Source organism: Paracoccus sp. IB05, from assembly GCF_016405985.1.
GTDB lineage: Bacteria > Pseudomonadota > Alphaproteobacteria > Rhodobacterales > Rhodobacteraceae > Pseudogemmobacter.
This window is the reverse complement of the sequence record NZ_JAEFCF010000003.1, coordinates 140,649-157,471: the sequence shown is the minus strand read 5'-3', so window position 1 is coordinate 157,471 and position 16,823 is coordinate 140,649. Positions and strand designations below refer to the sequence as shown.

Here is a 16,823-nt window from a genome sequence, read left to right as displayed (position 1 = left end):
GGCTTGCTCCCGCCACGGTCATCTTGCGCCTTGCCAGTCTTCCCGCCGGAGCCTTTCCCGGCCGCCGCCGGCGGGAAGGCGGCGCAGCTGCGGAAACTCGCCCATCAGAGCATTTTTGACTGTTGACACTGGCAGGGATGCCCTTAAAAGGCTGGCTCAGAGATTTCGCGGGGAAGCCATCTTTCCCGATGCAGGAGAGACGACTATGGCGAAGCCGACGACGATCAAGATCCGTCTGAACTCGACGGCGGGCACCGGGCACTTCTACGTGACCAAAAAGAATGCCCGCACCATGACCGAGAAGATGGTTGTTAAGAAATACGACCCCGTCAAGCGGGAGCATGTCGAGTATAAAGAAGGCAAGATCAAGTAAGATCTGCCTCCCATTCGGGATGAAAGGCCGTGCCCTCCGGGCGCGGCCTTTTCGCTTTTGCGGCACAGACAATCCGGAGAGCCTGGCATGCAGCGCATCATGATCATCGGTCAGCCTGGCTCGGGGAAATCGACACTGGCGCGGGCCTTGTCGCGGATCACCGGGCTGCCGGTCATCCATATCGACCGCATTCACTGGCAATCGGGCTGGGTGGAGCGCTCGCGTGCGGAAAAGACCCGGCTGTGTCATGAGGCAGAAGCGGGGGAGGCCTGGATTTTCGAAGGCGGGCATTCTGCCACCTGGGATAATCGTATCCGGCGGGCAGATCTGCTGATCTGGCTGGATCTGCCGCCGGGGCTCAGGATGTGGCGCGTGCTCTGGCGGCTGGTTCGCCATTATGGCCGCAGCCGCCCCGATCTGCCCGAGGGCTGCCCCGAACGTCTGGGGCGCGAGAGCCTGGCATTCTGGGCCTGGATCTGGAACACCCGCCATTCGGCGCGCCAGGGGATGGCACGGCTTGCCGGATCAGAAGCGGCAGAGGGCAAGCTGGTCCATCTGCGCTCGCGTCGTGAGGTGGCGGCATGGTTGCAGGCGCAGGAGTCTGCGCGCAGGAGCGGGCGTAGCCACGCCGAGCCGCGATAAGGAACAGGGGCGGACAAACGAAAACCCCGCGCTGCCGGAAAGCTGCGCGGGGTTTCTGTTCTTACCAGGCCAGGCCAGGCCCGGACGGTCTGCTTATTCGCGGTTGCCCATGAATTGCAGCAGGAACATGAAGAGGTTGATGAAGTCGAGATAGAGGTTCAGCGCGCCCATGATGGCGGCCTTGCCGAGCCATTCCTGATCACCCGTCACTGCGTGCTGGATATAGGTGTTCTTGATGTTCTGCGTGTCATAGGCGGTCAGGCCAGCGAAAATCAGCACGCCGATCACCGGGATCGCGAAAGCAAGACCTTCCGATTGCAGGAACATGTTCACGACCATCGCGACGAGCAGGCCAACGAGGCCCATCATCAGGAAGGTGCCCATGCCCGACAGATCGCGCTTGGTCAGATAGCCATAGAGCGACAGCGCCAGGAAGGAGATCGAGGTCACGAGGAAGGTCGAAGCGATCGATCCGCCGGTGAAGACGATGAAAATCCACGACAGCGACAGGCCCATGGCCGCCGCATAAACATAGAAGAACAGCTGGGCCGACGCGACCGAGAGACGGTTGACCAGCGCGCCAAAGGCGAAAACCATCACCAGCGGCAGGAACATGATCACCCATTTCAGCGGCGACGCGAAGAGGGTGTAGCCAAACTGGGTCAGATAGGTGCCGTTGCGGATCTCAGCCACAGCCAGCGACGGATCCGTGGTCGTGGTCAGACCCGAAATCCCCCAGGCCACAGCAGCCGTGATCAGCATCGCCACGGACATCAGCCCGTAGACCTTATTCATATGGGCGCGAAGCCCTTCATCGATCTGAGCGCGGGCGCCAACGCCTACACCGCGGACCGTTTCATATTGAGCCATTTAAGCCTCCGATGTTGTCCCTAAGGGCAACGCCGGGGAGTCCGGCGCACCTTACTGCCCGAATATCGGAAAGGATCGGCGTGATTTCAAGGATTTCTGCCCGCGTCAGGGTTAAAAATCATGTCATCTGTTGCGATTTGTTGTCTCCGGTCCGGATCGGGGCCCGCATCGGCGCCCGGGCAGGGCGGGCGCAGGGGGCGGGATCGTGGCGTGAAGCCCCGCGCGGCGCGCAGCGATATGTGAAGTGATACGCTCAGCGATACCAATGGCCCGGCGCATCCCAGAAGGGGCGGGCAGCCTCGGCTTCGGCCTCGCGGTGGCTCAGGCCGATATCGCGCAAAAGCCGGCTGTCCAGCCTTGCGAGCTGCCGGCGATGGCGCCGGAGGGCATAGGCGAGCGCGATCCGGCGCCAGAACCCGGAGCGCGTGTTTTTGCTCGACAGGCGTGAGAGGAAGGCCAGGCTGAGGTCAGACATCACCGGAGTCCTTTTGATCTGATTCTGTGATGCGGATCTGTGTTTGCATCAGGCATATTGATGTCTCGCCGAAATCCTTCCATAATGGAAATGAATGATTGTTGGGTTATTCATCAGGATCTGTGATATGCCGCGCAACCTCGACATGACAGCGCTCCGTTCCTTCGTCACCGTGGCCGATGTCGGCGGTGTGACGCGGGCGGCGGGCTTTCTCAATCTGACGCAATCGGCGGTTTCGATGCAGATCAAGCGGCTTGAAGAGGCGCTTGGGCTGCCCTTGTTCCTGCGGGCGGCGCGCAAACTGGCGCTTTCGCCCGAGGGGGAGATGCTGGTCTCTTATGGCCGGCGCCTCCTTGAGATCAATGACGAGGCGCTGTCGCGGCTGGGGGGCGCGAAATACCAGGGCGAGATCCGGCTGGGTGTGCCCTATGACATTGTTTATCCGGCGATTCCCCAGATCCTGAAGCGGCTTGGGCAAAGCTGGCCGCTGATGCGGATCAATCTGGTGTCCTCGTTCACGCTGCACCTGAAAGAGGATTTCACACGCGGCAAATTCGATGTGATCGTGACCACCGAAGACCAGCCCGATGCCGGCGCCGAGGTGCTGTCATCGCGGCAGTTGCAATGGATCGGGGCGATTGATGGTGCCGTCTGGCAGCGCCGGCCGCTGCGGCTTGGCTTCAAGCAAAGCTGTATCTTCCGGCCGCTGGCGATGGCTGCGCTGGACCAGGCCGGAATCCCCTGGGAGCTGGCGGTCGATGGCGAAAGCGACCAGGTGGTGGATGCCTCGGTCGCGGCGGATCTGGCGGTCACGGTGCGCATCGCAGATGGCCTGCCCGAAGCGACCCAGCCGATCAGCGGCGAGAATGCGCTGCCCGCCCTTGGGCGGACGAAGATCGGGCTTTATGCGCTCGACACGATGCGCGGCGATGCCGGGGGCGAGGTGGCGGCGGCGCTTCTGTCCGAATTGCGCTGCGCCTATGGGGGGTAGGGGCCGGTCAGCTGCGGGGCCTCAGCCGGGGGGTGTCAGCAGCACCAGCTTGCCGGTCGCCTGGCGGCTGCGGATGGTCTCCAGCCCTGCCTCCAGCTGCGTGAAGGGCAGCTGGTGCGAGATCAGCGGGTGAATGCGCCCCTCCTGCCACCAGGCGAGCAGCTGGCGCAGGCTCGCCGCAAGCTCGCCGGGGGCGAAATCGGAATAGCCGCCATACCAGAAGCCGATCACCGTAATATTGCGCACGAGCAATTGGTTGAGCGGCACCTGCGGCACCTCGCCGCCGGCGAAACCGATGGCGAGCATCCGCCCGCCCGGCCTTGTCGCCCGCATCGCGGCGTCAAATCCCGCTCCGCCCACCGTGTCATAGGTTACGTCAATGCCGCCAAGCGCGCGCAACCGGTCTTTCAGGTCGGGCGCGTCGCTGTCGATCACCTCATCGGCGCCGGCGGCGCGGGCGATGGCCGCTTTCTCTGCGCCCCGGACCGAGGCAATCACCCGCGCGCCGAGGAGATGCCCGATCGCGACCGCTGTCAGTCCGACCCCGCCCGCAGCACCGGTGACAAACAGCGTCTCACCCGCCCGCAGCATGGCCTTGCCCGCAAGCGCCAGATGCGAGGTGCCCCAGGCGATCTGGAACCCGGCAGCCGTGGCGAAATCCATGCCCTCGGGCAGTTCGACCAGGGCCGCCGCCGGCACGACCGCATATTCCGCAAATCCGCCCTTTGACACCAGCGCCGCCACCCGCGCGCCGATCGCGGGCCCGCCGGTTTCAGCGGTTCCGGGCCCGAGGGCGGCCAGGCTGCCGGAAAGCTCCAGCCCGCCGGTCACCGGCAGTGAATGGCGCACCTGATAGCGCCCCTGATTCATCAGCAGATCGGCAAAATTCAGCCCTGCCGCTGCAACCTGCACCAGAGCCTCGCCCGGGCCGGGGAGGGGAATATCCACCTCGCAAAGCTGCATCGGCGCCCCTGCAACCAGCGTTTGCCATGCTTTCATCCGCGTCATCTGCCTGACCCCCTCCAGCCTCTGGCAGAGATTTCCCGCACAACTGCCAGAAAGCAAATGGTTTTCTCGCAGCTTACGCGCAGGTTCGCCGGTGCTGCCCGCAGCGGCTTGCGCATTTTTGGAAATTATTCTCATTTTGAGACGCAAAATAGAGATATCGCAATGGGCGAGTGATCGCCTGTCAAGGCATCTATAGGTGAAGTTGCCTAGAGCGCCCGGAATAAATTGCGCGGCCAGATAATTCATCGGGCCGAAACCAGCCTGATTTATGGTTAATCGTCGGATGGCCCTAAAAAACTACGGTGTGGCTGTGCAGATGGCACGAAATATGCTTGTGTGTTTATGGGAGGAGCCCGTCAGACAGGCTCTCTTGCGGTTTGGTTCCTGGTAGAAGTCGTACGGAGTTGAGAATGAAGCACCCTGTTGACGCCCATGTGGGCAAACGCATTCGTCATCGTCGCTGGATGGTGGGGATGACGCAACAACAGCTGGCCGATAAGGTCGGCATCAAATTCCAGCAAATTCAGAAATATGAAACCGGCATGAACCGCGTCAGCGCGTCGCGGCTCTGGGATATTGCCGATGCTCTGGGGGTGCAGATTGCCTTCTTCTTCGAAGGCCTCGCCGAGGGTGTCGAGGCTCATGCCGGCCAGGGTGATATGATGGCGGATAAAGAGGCACTGGAACTGGTGCGCTCCTATTATTCCATCCCCGAGGCGCAGCGTCGTCGTCTCTTTGATCTCGCCCGGGTGCTTTCCGCCGCCTGATCGCCTGACGCGGAACGTCCCGCATTATTGGCCGCGACAGGCCAGCCCGTTTTTTTCGGGCAACGGGAAGGCCGGGGTGTGGGCGTGGCAGCGCCCCATCCTGGCCTCCGGCAGACCTGCGCCGCCTGCGGGGGCTCGCGGTTTCATAATCTTTGCACGTCGGGCCCGCTTTTCGGGGCGGGGCCGCAGTCCGTCGCAGTCGGCCGCAACGGCCTGCGGGGTTTCTTGACCTCATGACCCGGGGCGGTTAGCGCCGGAGGGATATGTGAGGTGAGACGATGACATCTGATTCCCTGACCCTTTCCGACAGCACGCTGCGCCGCCCGGTTTCGGGCCTTGCCGCCGCGCTGTCGCTGGCCGAGATCAACGCGCTGATTGGCACCGCCCATGCGCTTGCCGATGCGGCGCGGGTGGCGACGCTGGATTATTTCCGCCGCCCCGGCCTTGCCGCCGACAACAAGGAGACCGCGCGCTTTGACCCTGTGACCATGGGCGACCGCCTCTCAGAGCAGCGGATGCGCGAGATCCTCGCTGACAGGCGGCCGCAGGATGCCATCCTTGGCGAAGAATTCGGCACCAGCACCGGCACTTCGGGCCTGACCTGGGTTCTCGACCCGATCGACGGCACCCGTGGCTTTCTGACCGGCAGCCCGACCTGGGGCGTGCTGATCTCATTGCGCGACGAGACCGGCCCGGTTTACGGCATCATCGACCAGCCCCATATCGGCGAGCGTTTCGAGGGCGGCTTCGGTCTTTCCCGCGTTGCCGGGCCGCATGGCACGCAGCCGCTTGCCACACGCCCGGAGCGGAGTCTGGAGGAGGCTTTTCTCTATAGCACCTTCCCCGAGATCGGCAGCGAAGCGGAATATGCCGCTTTCCGCCGCGTGTCCCAAAAGGCAAAGCTGGTCCGCTATGGCATGGATTGCTACGCCTATGCTTTGCTGGCGGCGGGGCAGATTGATCTTGTGATCGAGGCGGGTCTGCAGGCCTATGACATCCAGGCGCCGATGGCGGTGATCCGGGCGGCGGGGGGGATTGTGACCTCCTGGGACGGGGGCGACTGCGCGCAGGGCGGGCGGGTGCTGGCGGCGGCCAATCCCGGAATCCACGCGGCGGCGCTGGAGCTTCTGAACGCGACTGCCTGACCTGGGTATCACCTTCCCGCATGACAAAGGGCGGTGCCTGCAGGCGCCGCCCTTTCTGGTTCAGAGGATCTGGCTGGTGATCTGGCGCTGGATTACCTGCGGTCCCAGCCGATCAGCGCGGCGAGCAGCAACAGGGCCGAGCCGGCAACCCAGGCCCAGGCGCCTGGCCCGGCGAGATCGGTGACGGCCCGGGCGATGTCATTGGCCTTCCCGATATCAAGATTGACCGGCACCGGCAGGTCTGAGGCGCCCTTGCTGATCTTCCACACCGTCCAGCCGGTCAGGCCCACACCAAGGCCCCCGCCCAGCAGGCCAATCAGACGCGACGGCAGGTTGAACAGAACAAGCACCAGAAACACCGCCGCCAGCACGAAGGTCGCAAGGAAGGCCACCAATTCCCCGGGCGAGCTGGCGATAAAACTGCGCAGCGCCTCGACATCGGGTTTCAGCGCGCTGATCAGATCCCAGGGCGTGACCGCGGGGACCGGAAGGGCAGGGCCGGTCCAGGACAGGAAAAGGCTGACCAGAATGGCAATGGCGGAAAGTATAGAAAGGGCACGCAAATCAAGGCTCCGATACTGACTGTCCGTCGGCCAGGCGACATGCGGCCCTGCCGGCGGTTCACGGCGATGTGATGGATGTGATCCGGCCATCGCTTTGCGGTCAAGTATAAAGATCGGGATGTCGAAGACCGGGCAGAGAGCCGGCGAGGCGGCGGCGCGGATGCGGCCATTCCTGGACGGCTTTGCCCGGATGCGCGTGATTTTGCCGGAGCACGGCACGGGGATCGGCCTGTCCCGGCGCGTTTTTCCCCCTCTGCATTCGGGCGATTGAGCCGGCGGCCCGGCTCGGCTATCACTGGCGTCATGAGCCATGATTTCTCTTTCCAGCGCCGTGAGACCTTTGACACCTTCCGCGAGTCGAAAGGGGTGAAACTGCCGGCCCGCGCCGTGGTGGATTTCGCCTTTTTCCCCGAGCTGGAACAGGCCGACTGGACCGGCATTTCCCGCGCGCTCGAGGCGGCGGGCTACCGCGTCAGCCGCCCTGATGCAGAGGGTGAGGACGGCGAAGAGCTGATCGCCTCGACCGGGCCGATCCCGGTCAGCGCCGAGGAAATCTGGAAATATGAAGAGGCGGCGACGAAGATCGCGATCCGCTTTGATTTCTATCCCGATGGCTGGGAGCTCGATATCTGAGGCGGTGATGGTGCCGGTGCTGTGCAGTGGCGGCTGTTTCCCCCCCAAGGCGCCTGGCCACGCAGCGGCTTTTCACTCACAGATGCTGAAAATGGATGAAGCATGCCGATGTGCGGGCTATAAAGATGCAATCAGTTGGATAGTCTTATCCGAATGCGGGTCAGGGATAGTTGTCCGGGCCTGACGGGCCTGACGGGCATGACGGGCCAGCGGGGATCCGGGCGGCCATTATAAGGGACAGCAGACGGTTCTGCACAAATGTCCGGCGTGAGCGGTTGGAGCGGTTGAGCGGCATGGAGAAACAAGTGTTCGGCAGATTCCTTCTTGGAGCGGGGCTGGGTGGTCTGGTCGGGACCGGCGTGCTTGCGCTGGTGTCGGTGTCGCTTTCCGGGCCGTTTCCGCAAAACCGCAGCGCCGACACCCTGCGGGCCGAGGCTGGTATCGAAGACACTGACGCCCGCCTGGCACCTGACACCCAAACCCTGACCGAAGAGGCTGCCGCAGTCACCGTTCCTGTAGCCGATCCGGTGGCCGATCCGGTGGCCAGGACCCCGACAGCGCCAGGCGTCGACCCGGCGGCTGACACGGCCATGGAGAGGGCCGCGCTTGCGGATGCCGCCGCCCCGATGGACGCCCCGATGGACGCGCCGGAGGTGACCGGGACCGCAAAGCAAAACGCGCCAGAGGATAAGGCTGATCCCGAATTCGCCGCAGCGCCGAAACTGATCGACCTTCCCGAACTGGCGTTGGAGCATTCGTCTGACCCGGCGCTCGCTGCGGCGCTGGAGGCGGCGCTGGAGGCGGGTGACGCGAGGCCGGGTCTCATTCCCGATCAGCCGGCGGATCTTGCCGATGCCGCCAGCGACGCGGTACCGCAGGCCCCCGCCGCGCCCGAGGCGGCGCCGCTGATCGCCGGTGTAACCGAGGCCCCGGATGCCGGCGCGACGTCGCCCGCCGACCTGGCGGGGCGGCCTCAGACGCCCGCTCTGCCGCAGGACGATCCCGCGGCGGGCGATCCTGCGGCCACCGCCGCCGGAACGACCGTATCGCGCCCGGCTGGCCCTGCCGAGGACAGCGCGCCGGCTCTCGCATTGGCGCCCGAGCCACCGCCGCTGACGGTTGAGGAAGAACTGATGCTGGCGCAGATGGCGGCCGATCAGTTGCCGGAGGACACAGAGCCGGCCAAAAACGCGCCTGTGCTGCCGGCCGGCGATGATTTTGTGATCCTGGAAGACATCCCGCCGCCATCCCCGGCAGAGAGTGCAGCCGACACTGCGCCGACCGGGCCTGCGACTGGGCCAGCGACCGGGCCTGCGACTGCGCCTGAGGCGCCCGGGGCGTTGCCTGACACAGCTCCCGTTGCGGCAGAACCCGCAGGGGACGCGGCTGCCGGGGGAGAGCCCGCTCTGGCAGATGGCGCGGGCGGCGGGCAGGCTGCCGTCGAAGACGCCCCGGCGGATCGCGACCCTGTACCAGAGACTGCGGAACTTTCTCCGGAAAGCGATGGGACAGAGGCAGAACCGGCTTCGGACCCGGCGGCTGTTAAAATGATCACTCTGGACGATAATTCGTCTTTGCCCGGCAGTGGCGCGATCAGCCGCGAGACCGGCGATGGCAGCACCCGTCTGCCGCGGATCGGCGACACGCCGGCAGAGACGGCTGCGGAAAGCACCGCAATCGGCTCTGACGCGCCGCGCCTCCTTTTTGCGCGCGACTTTGAAAACCCCGCCAACAAGCCGCGTTTCGCGGTGATCCTGCTCGATGACGGCTCGCCGGAGCTGGATCGTGCCGCCCTTGCCGATCTGCCATTCGCCGTCAGTTTCGCGATTGACCCGCAATTGCCCAATGCCGGTGAGATCGCCGCGCTTTACCGCGCCGCCGGCCAGGAGGTGATCATGGTCGCGTCGGGCCTGCCAAAGGGTGCGGCGGCGAGCGATGTCGCGGTGGCCTTTGGCGCCATGGCGCGGGTGCTGCCCGAAGCGGTGGCGACAATGGACGCGCCGGGGCGCAGCTTTCAGGCCGACCGCCCGCTGGCCAGCCTGGTCGTGCCCGAGATCGCCGCACAGGGGCGCGGGCTGATCACCTGGAATATCGGCCTCAACGCCGCCGACCAGGTGGCAAAGCGCGAAGATGTGCCGGCAGCCGTGATCTTCCGCGACCTTGATGCCGAGGGCGAAGAGGCGCCGGTGATCCGCCGCTATCTCGACCGCGCCGCTTTCAAGGCGGCGCAGGATGGCGGTGTGACGGTCTTTGGCCGGGCCAGCCATGCGGCGACGGTGACCGCGCTTCTGGAATGGGCCGTCGAGGGCCGCGCCGCCAGTGTCGAACTCGCGCCTGTTACGGCGATGCTGGATGTCGACTGAGCGCATGGTGGTGATCCGCCCGGCGCTGCGCGCCGATGTGCCTGATATCTTCCGCATCCGCCTTGCGGTGCGGGAAAACGCGCTGAGCGAGGCGGAGCTGGCCGCGCTCGGCATCACGCGCGAGACGGTGGCAGAGCTGGTTGACGCGCCCGGCACCGCCTGGGTGGCGCAAGAGGCCGGCAGGCTTCTTGGCTTTTCGATGATCGACCGCGAGGAAGGCAGCCTCTTTGCCGCTTTCGTTTCGCCGGAGGCCGAGGGCAGGGGCATCGGCCGCGCACTGACCAGTGCCGCCGAAGCCGCGCTTTTCGCCGAACATTCGGAAATCTGGCTGGAAACGGCGGCAGGCAGCAGGGCCGAGGGTTTTTATCGCCGCCTTGGCTGGGGCGGCGATAGGCCGGTGGGGGATGGCGATCTGCGGCTGACAAAGCGGCGGGGCTGAGGCGTCACTGCGTCTCGCCCGCTGCCCGGAACCGCTCAGCCGCGCGCCTTGCGGTAGCTGTCTTTCACCGCGATCAGCGCGCCGTCGAAGCTGAAAATATCGCAGCCCCGCACATCGACCCGCGCCCCCGCCGCAGAAGTGCCGCGAAAGCGCCAGGTCGACAGCCCGGTCTCACCGGTGATGTGATGCGCGCCCTCAAGCCAGGCGGCATCAGGAAAGGCCGCGAACAGCGCCGCATAAGCCGCCCGCACTGCCGCCTGACCCTGATGGATAACGCCTTCGGCCCCGGGCCCCGCCGCGCCGTGAAAGGCGGGATCGGCGGACATGCAGCCCATCAGCCCGTCAAGATCGCGCGCATTGAAACAGTCCATCAGCCGCGCCATGGTCGCGAGCCGTGCCTCATCCCGGGCATTGTCAACCACCTCGACCTCGAGGAAAGACAGCGGCGCGGTGCCGGCATTGGTCACATTGTGTTCGACCCCGACCCGGCGCGAATAGGGCAGGCCCCGGGTCAGCGCCGCCTCCGTCCGGCCGCCACCGGCAAGGTCAAGACCCAGCACCCCATCCGTCAGCGGCACGATCACGTAATCATGGCCATGGCGGTGCCAGCCGGTCTCGGCCCCCGGCGCGAAACGCCATTCGGTGACGCGGAAACGCTCATCGTCAATATGGGTGACGGGCTCGGCCTGGGGGGGTGAGGCCCTGGGTTTCGGGGCCAGAGGTTCAGGTGCGGGCGGGCGTTCAGACATGGTAACCTCCGGATTTCTGACCGATGCTGGCGCAGGCGGGCCGGTTGCGGCAAGGCTGTTGGCCGTCTGGCCTGACCATCCGGACCGGTCTGGCGTTAAAGCGCCTCTTTCACCGCCTCCATCGCGACATAGGTCGAGGTCTGCGCCACATGCGGCAGCGCCGAGATCCGTTCGGCCAGCACCCGGCGGTAATCGGCGATATCAGCGGTGCGCACCTTCAGGAGGTAGTCAAAACGGCTGGCAATCATATGGCATTGCTCGACCTCGGGCACGGTCAGGACGGCGCGGTTGAAGGCCTGGAGCGCCGCCTCGCGCGTATCGGCCAGCCGCACCTCGACAAAGGCCACATGCGCCAGGCCCATTTTCACCGGGTCGAGAATGGCCCGATACCCCGCGATCACCCCGTCCTCCTCGAGCCGTTTCATCCGCGCCTGGACCGGGCTTTTCGACAGACCGACCCGGCGCGCAAGCTCCACCGCTGAAACCCGGCCCTCGACGGCCAGAATGCGCAGAATCGCATGATCAAATCGATCAAGGTCAACAAGGGGGTTTGGCATGTAAAATCAACCTTTTCTGGCCATAATGGCCAGCGTTTGCGGAAAGATCGGGAATACTGACTGGCAGATCAGGTGTATCATAGTCAAAACGCAGGAGGTCTGCATGACAAATTCGCTTGATCTGGTCGCTGATGGAAGTCTTGCCCCCGAGGGGGAGCTGGTGCGGGCGCTGATCGCGCAAAGCGGTTTGGATCAGGCCGATCGCGACCGGATCGCGGCGGCGGGCGCCGATCTCGTGCGCCGCATCCGTTCGGGCGCGAAGCCGGGGCTGATGGAGGTTTTCCTCGCCGAATACGGCCTCTCGACCGATGAGGGCATCGCGCTGATGTGTCTGGCCGAGGCGCTCTTGCGCGTGCCGGATGCGCCGACCATGGACGCACTGATCGAAGACAAGATCGCGCCCTCGGACTGGGGCAGGCATCTGGGCCAGTCGGCGTCTTCGCTGGTCAATGCCTCGACCTGGGCTTTGATGCTGACCGGAAAAGTGCTGGACGAGCGGGGCCCGGGCATTGCCGGCAGCCTGCGCGGCGCGATCCGGCGGCTGGGCGAGCCGGTGATCCGTTCCGCGACCACGCGGGCTATGAAAGAGATGGGCCGCCAGTTCGTGCTGGGCGAAACCATTGAAAAGGCGATGAAACGCGCGACGGAGCTTGAGGCGAAGGGCTATACCTATTCCTATGACATGCTTGGCGAAGGCGCGAAGACCGAAGCGGATGCCCGCAGCTATCACCTCGCCTATACCCGCGCGATCACCGCGATTGCCGGTGCGGTAAAGGGCCGCGACATCGGCGCCAATCCGGGCGTTTCCGTTAAGCTTTCCGCAATTCATCCGCGTTACGAAGTAGCCCATGAGGCGCGCGTGATGGAGGAACTCGTGCCGAGGCTGCGGGCTTTGGCGGGGCTCGCGAAATCTGCGGGCATCGGGCTGAATGTCGATGCAGAGGAGGCGGACAGGCTCGATCTGTCGCTGAAGGTGATTGCGGCCACGCTGGAAGACCCGTCGCTGGCGGGCTGGGACGGCTTTGGTGTGGTTGTGCAGGCTTACGGTCGGCGCTGCGGGGCGGCGATCGATGTGCTTTACGATCTGGCGACGCGTCTGAACCGCCGCATCATGGTGCGCCTGGTGAAGGGCGCCTATTGGGATTACGAGATCAAACGCGCCCAGGTGATGGGGCTGGAAAGCTTTCCGGTTTTCACCCGCAAACAGGCGACGGATGTGTCCTACATCACCAATGCGCAAAAGCTTTTGGGCATGACCGACCGTATCTATCCGCAATTTGCGGGGCATAATGCACATACCGTGGCGGCGGTGCTCGACATGGCATCGGCGGCGGGCGTGAAACCCGAACAATATGAATTCCAGCGCCTGCATGGCATGGGCGAGCGGCTGCATGAGATCGTCCATGCCGATCAGAACACCCGCTGCCGCATCTATGCGCCGGTCGGCGCGCATCGCGATCTGCTGGCCTATCTGGTGCGGCGTCTGCTGGAAAACGGGGCGAATTCGTCCTTTGTGAACCAGATCGTCGATGAGGATGTGACCCCGGAACAGGTCGCTGCCTGCCCGCTGGCCTATATGGAAAGCGTCTCGCCGGTCGAGAACCCGGCTGTGCCGCCGGCGCCGCAGATCTTCCCGGGCCGGGTCAATTCGAAAGGTTTTGACCTGACCTCGCGCGCCGATCTGCGCGAGATCGAGGCCGCGATGCAGCCGCATCTGACCCAGACTTACAGCGCCGGGCCGATCATCGCGGGCCGCGCCGCAGGTGCTTTGCGCACGGATGTGGTGAATCCCGCGACGGGAGAGGTGGTGGGCCAGGTCCTCGCCGCCTCCCGCGCCGATGTTGATACCGCTTTGCGGCTGGCTGAGCCCTGGGCCGCCGATGCCGCCACCCGCGCCACCATCCTGCGCCGCGCAGCCGACGCCTATGAGGCGAATTTCGGCCGGATCTTCGCGCTGCTCACGCGTGAGGCCGGTAAGAACGCGCCCGATATGGTCGGAGAATTGCGCGAAGCGGTTGATTTCCTGCGCTATTACGCGAATGGCGCCGAGGCCCTGACCGCCCCCGCCCGGGGTCGTTTCACCTGTATCAGCCCGTGGAACTTCCCGCTGGCGATCTTTTCGGGCCAGATCGCGGCGGCGCTCGCGGCCGGCAATGCCGTGCTGGCGAAACCTGCCGAACAGACACCGCTGATCGCCGCCCTCGCGGTCGATCTGCTGCATCAGGCCGGGGTGCCGGTCACCGCGCTGCAGCTTTTGCCGGGCGAGGGCGATGTGGGCGCCTGGCTCACCTCTGATCCGCGCGTGGATGGGGTCGCCTTCACCGGCTCTACCGAAGTGGCGCTGCTGATCCGCCGCGCGATGGCGGAAAACCTCGCCCCCGGCGCGCCGCTGATCGCCGAAACCGGCGGGATGAACGCGATGGTGGTCGATTCCACCGCGCTGCCGGAACAGGCGGTGCGCGATATCGTAGCCTCGTCCTTCCAGTCGGCGGGGCAGCGCTGCTCGGCCTTGCGCTGCCTTTACGTGCAGGAAGACATCGCGGCCCCGATCCTCGAGATGCTGGAAGGCGCGATGGACGAGCTGTCGATCGGCAATCCGGGTCTTCTGACCACCGATGTCGGGCCGGTGATTGATGCCGAGGCGCTTGCAACCATCCGCGCCCATATCGATCAGGCGCGGATCGAGGGGCGGCTGATCAAGGAACGCGCGGTGCCGGGGCAGGGGACATTCGCGCCGCCTGCGGTGATCCGCGTGCCGGGGATCGCTGCGATGGAGCGTGAGATTTTCGGCCCTGTCCTGCATGTCGCGACGTTCCGGGCCGGTGAAATCGACAAGGTTATCAATGAGATCAATGCCACAGGCTATGGTCTGACCTTCGGTCTCCATACCCGTATCGATGACCGCGTGCAGCATTTCGTCGAGCGCATCCATTCCGGCAATATCTATGTCAACCGCAACCAGATCGGCGCGGTGGTGGGCAGTCAGCCCTTCGGTGGCGAGGGGCTTTCGGGCACCGGGCCAAAGGCCGGCGGGCCGGATTACCTGACCCGCTTCACCCGCCAGGCGGCGCCGCTGCAAGGGGCCGCCGGCGCGGTCACCAGCGAGGCCGAGGTCGCCGCAGCTCTGGCCAGGGCAGGCCAGGTCGCACCGCCAGAGCCGCTCGACCTGCCCGGCCCGACCGGAGAATCGAACCGGCTTGGTCATTTCGCCCGTCCGCCAGTCCTGTGCCTCGGGCCAGGGGCTGCGGCGGTCGCGGCCCAGGCCAATGCGGTCACCGCGCTTGGCGGCGTGGCGGTTGCGGCTGACGGTCTTGACCCTGAGGCGCTGACCAGGCTGCAAGGCTTCAGCGGCGCGCTGTTCTGGGGCGAAGAGGCCGGGGCACGCAGCCGCGCCCTCGCCCTGTCCGCCCGCAAAGGCGCCATCCTGCCGCTGATCACCGGCGCGCCCGACCGCGCCCATGTCACGCTCGAACGCCATGTCTGCATCGATACCACGGCATCGGGCGGCAATGCCAAGCTGCTCTCCGAGGTGGCGGAGACATAAGCCGGCCCGACCGGATGGGCGGGCCCGGCAAGGCTCGCCCAGGTTTCCGGTCCGTAACAAGGGCCCTCAGGCGCGTATCGCTTTGACTGCTTTGCCCTGATCGGGGCGGCTGCGGCGGGCATTTGCCCGGGTACTCCTCCCGGTGGTTAAGGGGCTGCATAAGCCGAATTTTCTCGTGAGCCGTGAGCCGTGAGCCGTGAGCCGTGAGCTGAGGAGATTCGAATGAGAAAGAGCCGTTTCACCGAGCGGCAGATCATGGCTGTGCTTCGTCAGGCTAAAAGCGGCGTAAGCGCGCCTGAATTTTGACGGGCGAGCTTGGGATCAGCACGGCGAGCGTTGTTAAGTGTCGCTCCAGATTTGGCGGCATGGTGTTACGGCGGCCCAGCTTCTGGATATTGACAGGGTAACGTCTGACCGGAGAATTTTTCCTGTCAGGATATGATCGCGCCGCCTTCTGATACTTCCAAGTCTGACAGTTGCCCCATCTCGTGGCCCCCCCGCGGCGGCTCGGCTGCGCCCCCGCCGGGGTGCTGCCGTTTCCGATCCGCTTGGCCCTCCTGTGGCAGCGCCGCCAGTGCCTGCCCGATCAGGAGTGCAGAGAAGGGGATGTTCTGGCCCTCCATGGCTTTGCTCATGGCAAGATGGATCAGCCCCCCGCCCAGGTCACATGGGCATGGTTGGTATAGGCTGCCGGCATTGCGATGCCCGGAGGTGCAGGGGGGTCAGGCGTCGCGGCGGACGCTGGTTTGCGGGCCATGTTTCTTCTCCTCAGGTGCGGAGTTTGCCTGGAATCCTGACCGAAGTCGCGAGTTGATCGGGCTGGAACAGCGCAGATCTGGCGGATCTGCGAAAGATCGCTGCCGTCGATCTCGGACGGCAGCGCCTTGATTGCTGGCGCGCAGCGCGTCAGGTTGGGCGATGCCGAGGGCGACTGTGTCTTTGGGACTGGTCAATATTGTCTTTTTCAAGTGGTTAAGCAGTGATCACGGCGCGCGCCGCCGTGATGTCCTCGGAGGTCTGGGCTGCGGCGATGGCGGCCGGCGTCGAGACCCGCGCCATGCCGCAAGGTGATGGCCCCTGGCTGATCGGTCCGGGCGGCATCGGCCAGCGCGTGGTGAAGGTGCAGTTTATCGCCCCGGATCGCAGCAAGAATAACATCCTCAAGGGCATGATGGGCGGCGCCAGCCACCTGATCGCCACCTGATCGCCACTGGGCGCAAGACGTGCGTCTGCGAGGGCATCGCGACCGCGCTGAGCGTCGGGGCTGCCCTGCGGATGCTTGGCCGCTCTGAGACCGTGCTTGCGGCCTTCTCTGCTTCGAACGTCGCAAATCTCCCGTACCAGACGCGCAGGAGGCGCCTTTGACTGATATTCCTCCGCCCGATCCCGGGCTGATCGCCATCATCAGCCAATTCATCGGCGGGGCCGCGACTGCGCTGCTGGCCGCGTTCTCCGGTTGCGCGATGTAGCGTGCCAGCGAGCTCCGCGCCCGGCACCGGCCGATCCTGTCCTATGACCTGGTCCGGGAGATCCCGACTGCCGTTGGCATGGCGATCGCCGGTGATGCACGCGGCGCCTGCATGGGCCTGTCGCGCGAGGCCACGGTCGGGCTGATCGCGGTCCTGTCCTATCTCGGCCAGAGGGGCGCCGGGGCGATGGTCGAGCGATGGGCCAGCCGGAAGGGATGATGCGAAGAGCCGAGGG

17 protein-coding genes are annotated in these 16,823 nt (G+C 65.2%); 11 read left to right on the top strand and 6 right to left on the bottom strand.

The features are described from left to right. The first annotated feature begins 205 nt into the window (after positions 1-205). Positions 206-373: a 50S ribosomal protein L33 gene (rpmG, locus tag JC607_RS03505; RefSeq protein ID WP_023666545.1), complete on the top strand. Its 168-nt coding sequence runs from the start codon at positions 206-208 to the stop codon at positions 371-373. Positions 374-460: 87 nt separating this feature from the next. Beyond that, positions 461-1,015, top strand: coding sequence for an AAA family ATPase (locus JC607_RS03500; RefSeq protein WP_198835558.1), 555 nt, complete (start codon positions 461-463; stop codon positions 1,013-1,015). A 93-nt stretch (positions 1,016-1,108) separates the two neighbouring features. Here JC607_RS03500 and JC607_RS03495 read toward each other — a convergent pair whose 3' ends face one another. Together JC607_RS03495 and JC607_RS03490 are read right to left on the bottom strand one after the other, a co-directional pair. Next, on the bottom strand, positions 1,109-1,885 hold the full coding sequence (locus tag JC607_RS03495; RefSeq protein WP_198835557.1) for a Bax inhibitor-1/YccA family protein: 777 nt from the start codon (positions 1,883-1,885) through the stop codon (positions 1,109-1,111). Positions 1,886-2,138: 253 nt separating this feature from the next. Beyond that, positions 2,139-2,360 (bottom strand): DUF1127 domain-containing protein, encoded by a 222-nt coding sequence (locus tag JC607_RS03490; RefSeq protein WP_198835556.1) that lies wholly within the window; start codon positions 2,358-2,360, stop codon positions 2,139-2,141. 127 nt (positions 2,361-2,487) lie between these two features. Here JC607_RS03490 and JC607_RS03485 point away from each other — a divergent pair, with 127 nt between their 5' ends. Next, positions 2,488-3,351 (top strand): LysR family transcriptional regulator, encoded by an 864-nt coding sequence (locus JC607_RS03485; protein WP_198835555.1) that lies wholly within the window; start codon positions 2,488-2,490, stop codon positions 3,349-3,351. A 21-nt stretch (positions 3,352-3,372) separates the two neighbouring features. Here JC607_RS03485 and JC607_RS03480 read toward each other — a convergent pair whose 3' ends face one another. Beyond that, a complete protein-coding gene (locus JC607_RS03480) occupies positions 3,373-4,350 on the bottom strand; it encodes an NADPH:quinone oxidoreductase family protein (RefSeq protein ID WP_198835554.1) in 978 nt (325 codons plus the stop codon). A gap of 419 nt (positions 4,351-4,769) precedes the next feature. Between JC607_RS03480 and JC607_RS03475 the strand changes: the two genes are divergently transcribed. Then, positions 4,770-5,126, top strand: coding sequence for a helix-turn-helix domain-containing protein (locus tag JC607_RS03475; protein ID WP_198835553.1), 357 nt, complete (start codon positions 4,770-4,772; stop codon positions 5,124-5,126). Between the two features lie 278 nt (positions 5,127-5,404). Beyond that, entirely contained in the window at positions 5,405-6,271 is an 867-nt protein-coding gene (locus tag JC607_RS03470) for an inositol monophosphatase family protein (RefSeq protein WP_198835552.1), read from the top strand. A 92-nt stretch (positions 6,272-6,363) separates the two neighbouring features. On the opposite strand, the gene JC607_RS03465 is transcribed toward JC607_RS03470, so the two are convergent. Further along, complete coding sequence (locus tag JC607_RS03465) at positions 6,364-6,834, bottom strand: hypothetical protein (RefSeq protein WP_198835551.1); 471 nt, start codon at positions 6,832-6,834, stop codon at positions 6,364-6,366. A 303-nt stretch (positions 6,835-7,137) separates the two neighbouring features. Here JC607_RS03465 and JC607_RS03460 point away from each other — a divergent pair, with 303 nt between their 5' ends. The 3 genes from JC607_RS03460 (at position 7,138) to JC607_RS03450 (ending at position 10,269) form a co-directional block, all read left to right on the top strand. Further along, complete coding sequence (locus JC607_RS03460; RefSeq protein ID WP_198835550.1) at positions 7,138-7,467, top strand: ribonuclease E inhibitor RraB; 330 nt, start codon at positions 7,138-7,140, stop codon at positions 7,465-7,467. A gap of 305 nt (positions 7,468-7,772) precedes the next feature. After that, positions 7,773-9,830 carry a divergent polysaccharide deacetylase family protein gene (locus tag JC607_RS25935; protein WP_198835549.1) on the top strand — a complete coding sequence of 686 codons (2,058 nt, stop codon included), beginning with the start codon at positions 7,773-7,775 and terminating at the stop codon, positions 9,828-9,830. Beyond that, positions 9,820-10,269 (top strand): GNAT family N-acetyltransferase, encoded by a 450-nt coding sequence (locus tag JC607_RS03450; RefSeq protein WP_198835548.1) that lies wholly within the window; start codon positions 9,820-9,822, stop codon positions 10,267-10,269. Before JC607_RS25935 ends, JC607_RS03450 begins: the two co-directional genes overlap by 11 nt. Positions 10,270-10,304: 35 nt before the next feature. On the opposite strand, the gene JC607_RS25890 is transcribed toward JC607_RS03450, so the two are convergent. Next, the gene (locus JC607_RS25890; protein WP_198835547.1) at positions 10,305-11,018 is read right to left on the bottom strand and encodes a nuclear transport factor 2 family protein; all 714 of its coding nucleotides are present in this window, start codon (positions 11,016-11,018) and stop codon (positions 10,305-10,307) included. Between the two features lie 95 nt (positions 11,019-11,113). Continuing rightward, the gene (locus JC607_RS03440; protein ID WP_092896463.1) at positions 11,114-11,575 is read right to left on the bottom strand and encodes an Lrp/AsnC family transcriptional regulator; all 462 of its coding nucleotides are present in this window, start codon (positions 11,573-11,575) and stop codon (positions 11,114-11,116) included. Between the two features lie 103 nt (positions 11,576-11,678). On the opposite strand from JC607_RS03440, the gene putA reads away from it, so the two are divergent. From putA to JC607_RS03425, 3 genes are all read left to right on the top strand, one after another. Further along, positions 11,679-15,119 (top strand): bifunctional proline dehydrogenase/L-glutamate gamma-semialdehyde dehydrogenase PutA, encoded by a 3,441-nt coding sequence (gene putA, locus JC607_RS03435; protein WP_198835546.1) that lies wholly within the window; start codon positions 11,679-11,681, stop codon positions 15,117-15,119. A 979-nt stretch (positions 15,120-16,098) separates the two neighbouring features. After that, positions 16,099-16,323 carry a hypothetical protein gene (locus tag JC607_RS03430; RefSeq protein WP_198835545.1) on the top strand — a complete coding sequence of 75 codons (225 nt, stop codon included), beginning with the start codon at positions 16,099-16,101 and terminating at the stop codon, positions 16,321-16,323. A gap of 343 nt (positions 16,324-16,666) precedes the next feature. After that, on the top strand, positions 16,667-16,807 hold the full coding sequence (locus JC607_RS03425; RefSeq protein WP_198835544.1) for a hypothetical protein: 141 nt from the start codon (positions 16,667-16,669) through the stop codon (positions 16,805-16,807). The last annotated feature ends 16 nt before the right edge of the window (positions 16,808-16,823 follow it).

Bases quoted from the DNA above. Each gene is read 5' to 3' on its own strand.
- JC607_RS03425 (WP_198835544.1), top strand. From the start codon at position 16,667: ATGGCGATCGCCGGTGATGCACGCGGCGCCTGCATGGGCCTGTCGCGC.
- JC607_RS03450 (WP_198835548.1), top strand. From the start codon at position 9,820: ATGTCGACTGAGCGCATGGTGGTGATCCGCCCGGCGCTGCGCGCCGAT.
- JC607_RS03480 (WP_198835554.1), bottom strand. From the start codon at position 4,350: ATGAAAGCATGGCAAACGCTGGTTGCAGGGGCGCCGATGCAGCTTTGC.
- rpmG (WP_023666545.1), top strand. From the start codon at position 206: ATGGCGAAGCCGACGACGATCAAGATCCGTCTGAACTCGACGGCGGGC.
- JC607_RS03470 (WP_198835552.1), top strand. From the start codon at position 5,405: ATGACATCTGATTCCCTGACCCTTTCCGACAGCACGCTGCGCCGCCCG.
- JC607_RS03495 (WP_198835557.1), bottom strand. From the start codon at position 1,885: ATGGCTCAATATGAAACGGTCCGCGGTGTAGGCGTTGGCGCCCGCGCT.
- JC607_RS03485 (WP_198835555.1), top strand. From the start codon at position 2,488: ATGCCGCGCAACCTCGACATGACAGCGCTCCGTTCCTTCGTCACCGTG.
- putA (WP_198835546.1), top strand. From the start codon at position 11,679: ATGACAAATTCGCTTGATCTGGTCGCTGATGGAAGTCTTGCCCCCGAG.
- JC607_RS03500 (WP_198835558.1), top strand. From the start codon at position 461: ATGCAGCGCATCATGATCATCGGTCAGCCTGGCTCGGGGAAATCGACA.
- JC607_RS03490 (WP_198835556.1), bottom strand. From the start codon at position 2,360: ATGTCTGACCTCAGCCTGGCCTTCCTCTCACGCCTGTCGAGCAAAAAC.
- JC607_RS03460 (WP_198835550.1), top strand. From the start codon at position 7,138: ATGAGCCATGATTTCTCTTTCCAGCGCCGTGAGACCTTTGACACCTTC.
- JC607_RS25890 (WP_198835547.1), bottom strand. From the start codon at position 11,018: ATGTCTGAACGCCCGCCCGCACCTGAACCTCTGGCCCCGAAACCCAGG.
- JC607_RS03475 (WP_198835553.1), top strand. From the start codon at position 4,770: ATGAAGCACCCTGTTGACGCCCATGTGGGCAAACGCATTCGTCATCGT.
- JC607_RS03440 (WP_092896463.1), bottom strand. From the start codon at position 11,575: ATGCCAAACCCCCTTGTTGACCTTGATCGATTTGATCATGCGATTCTG.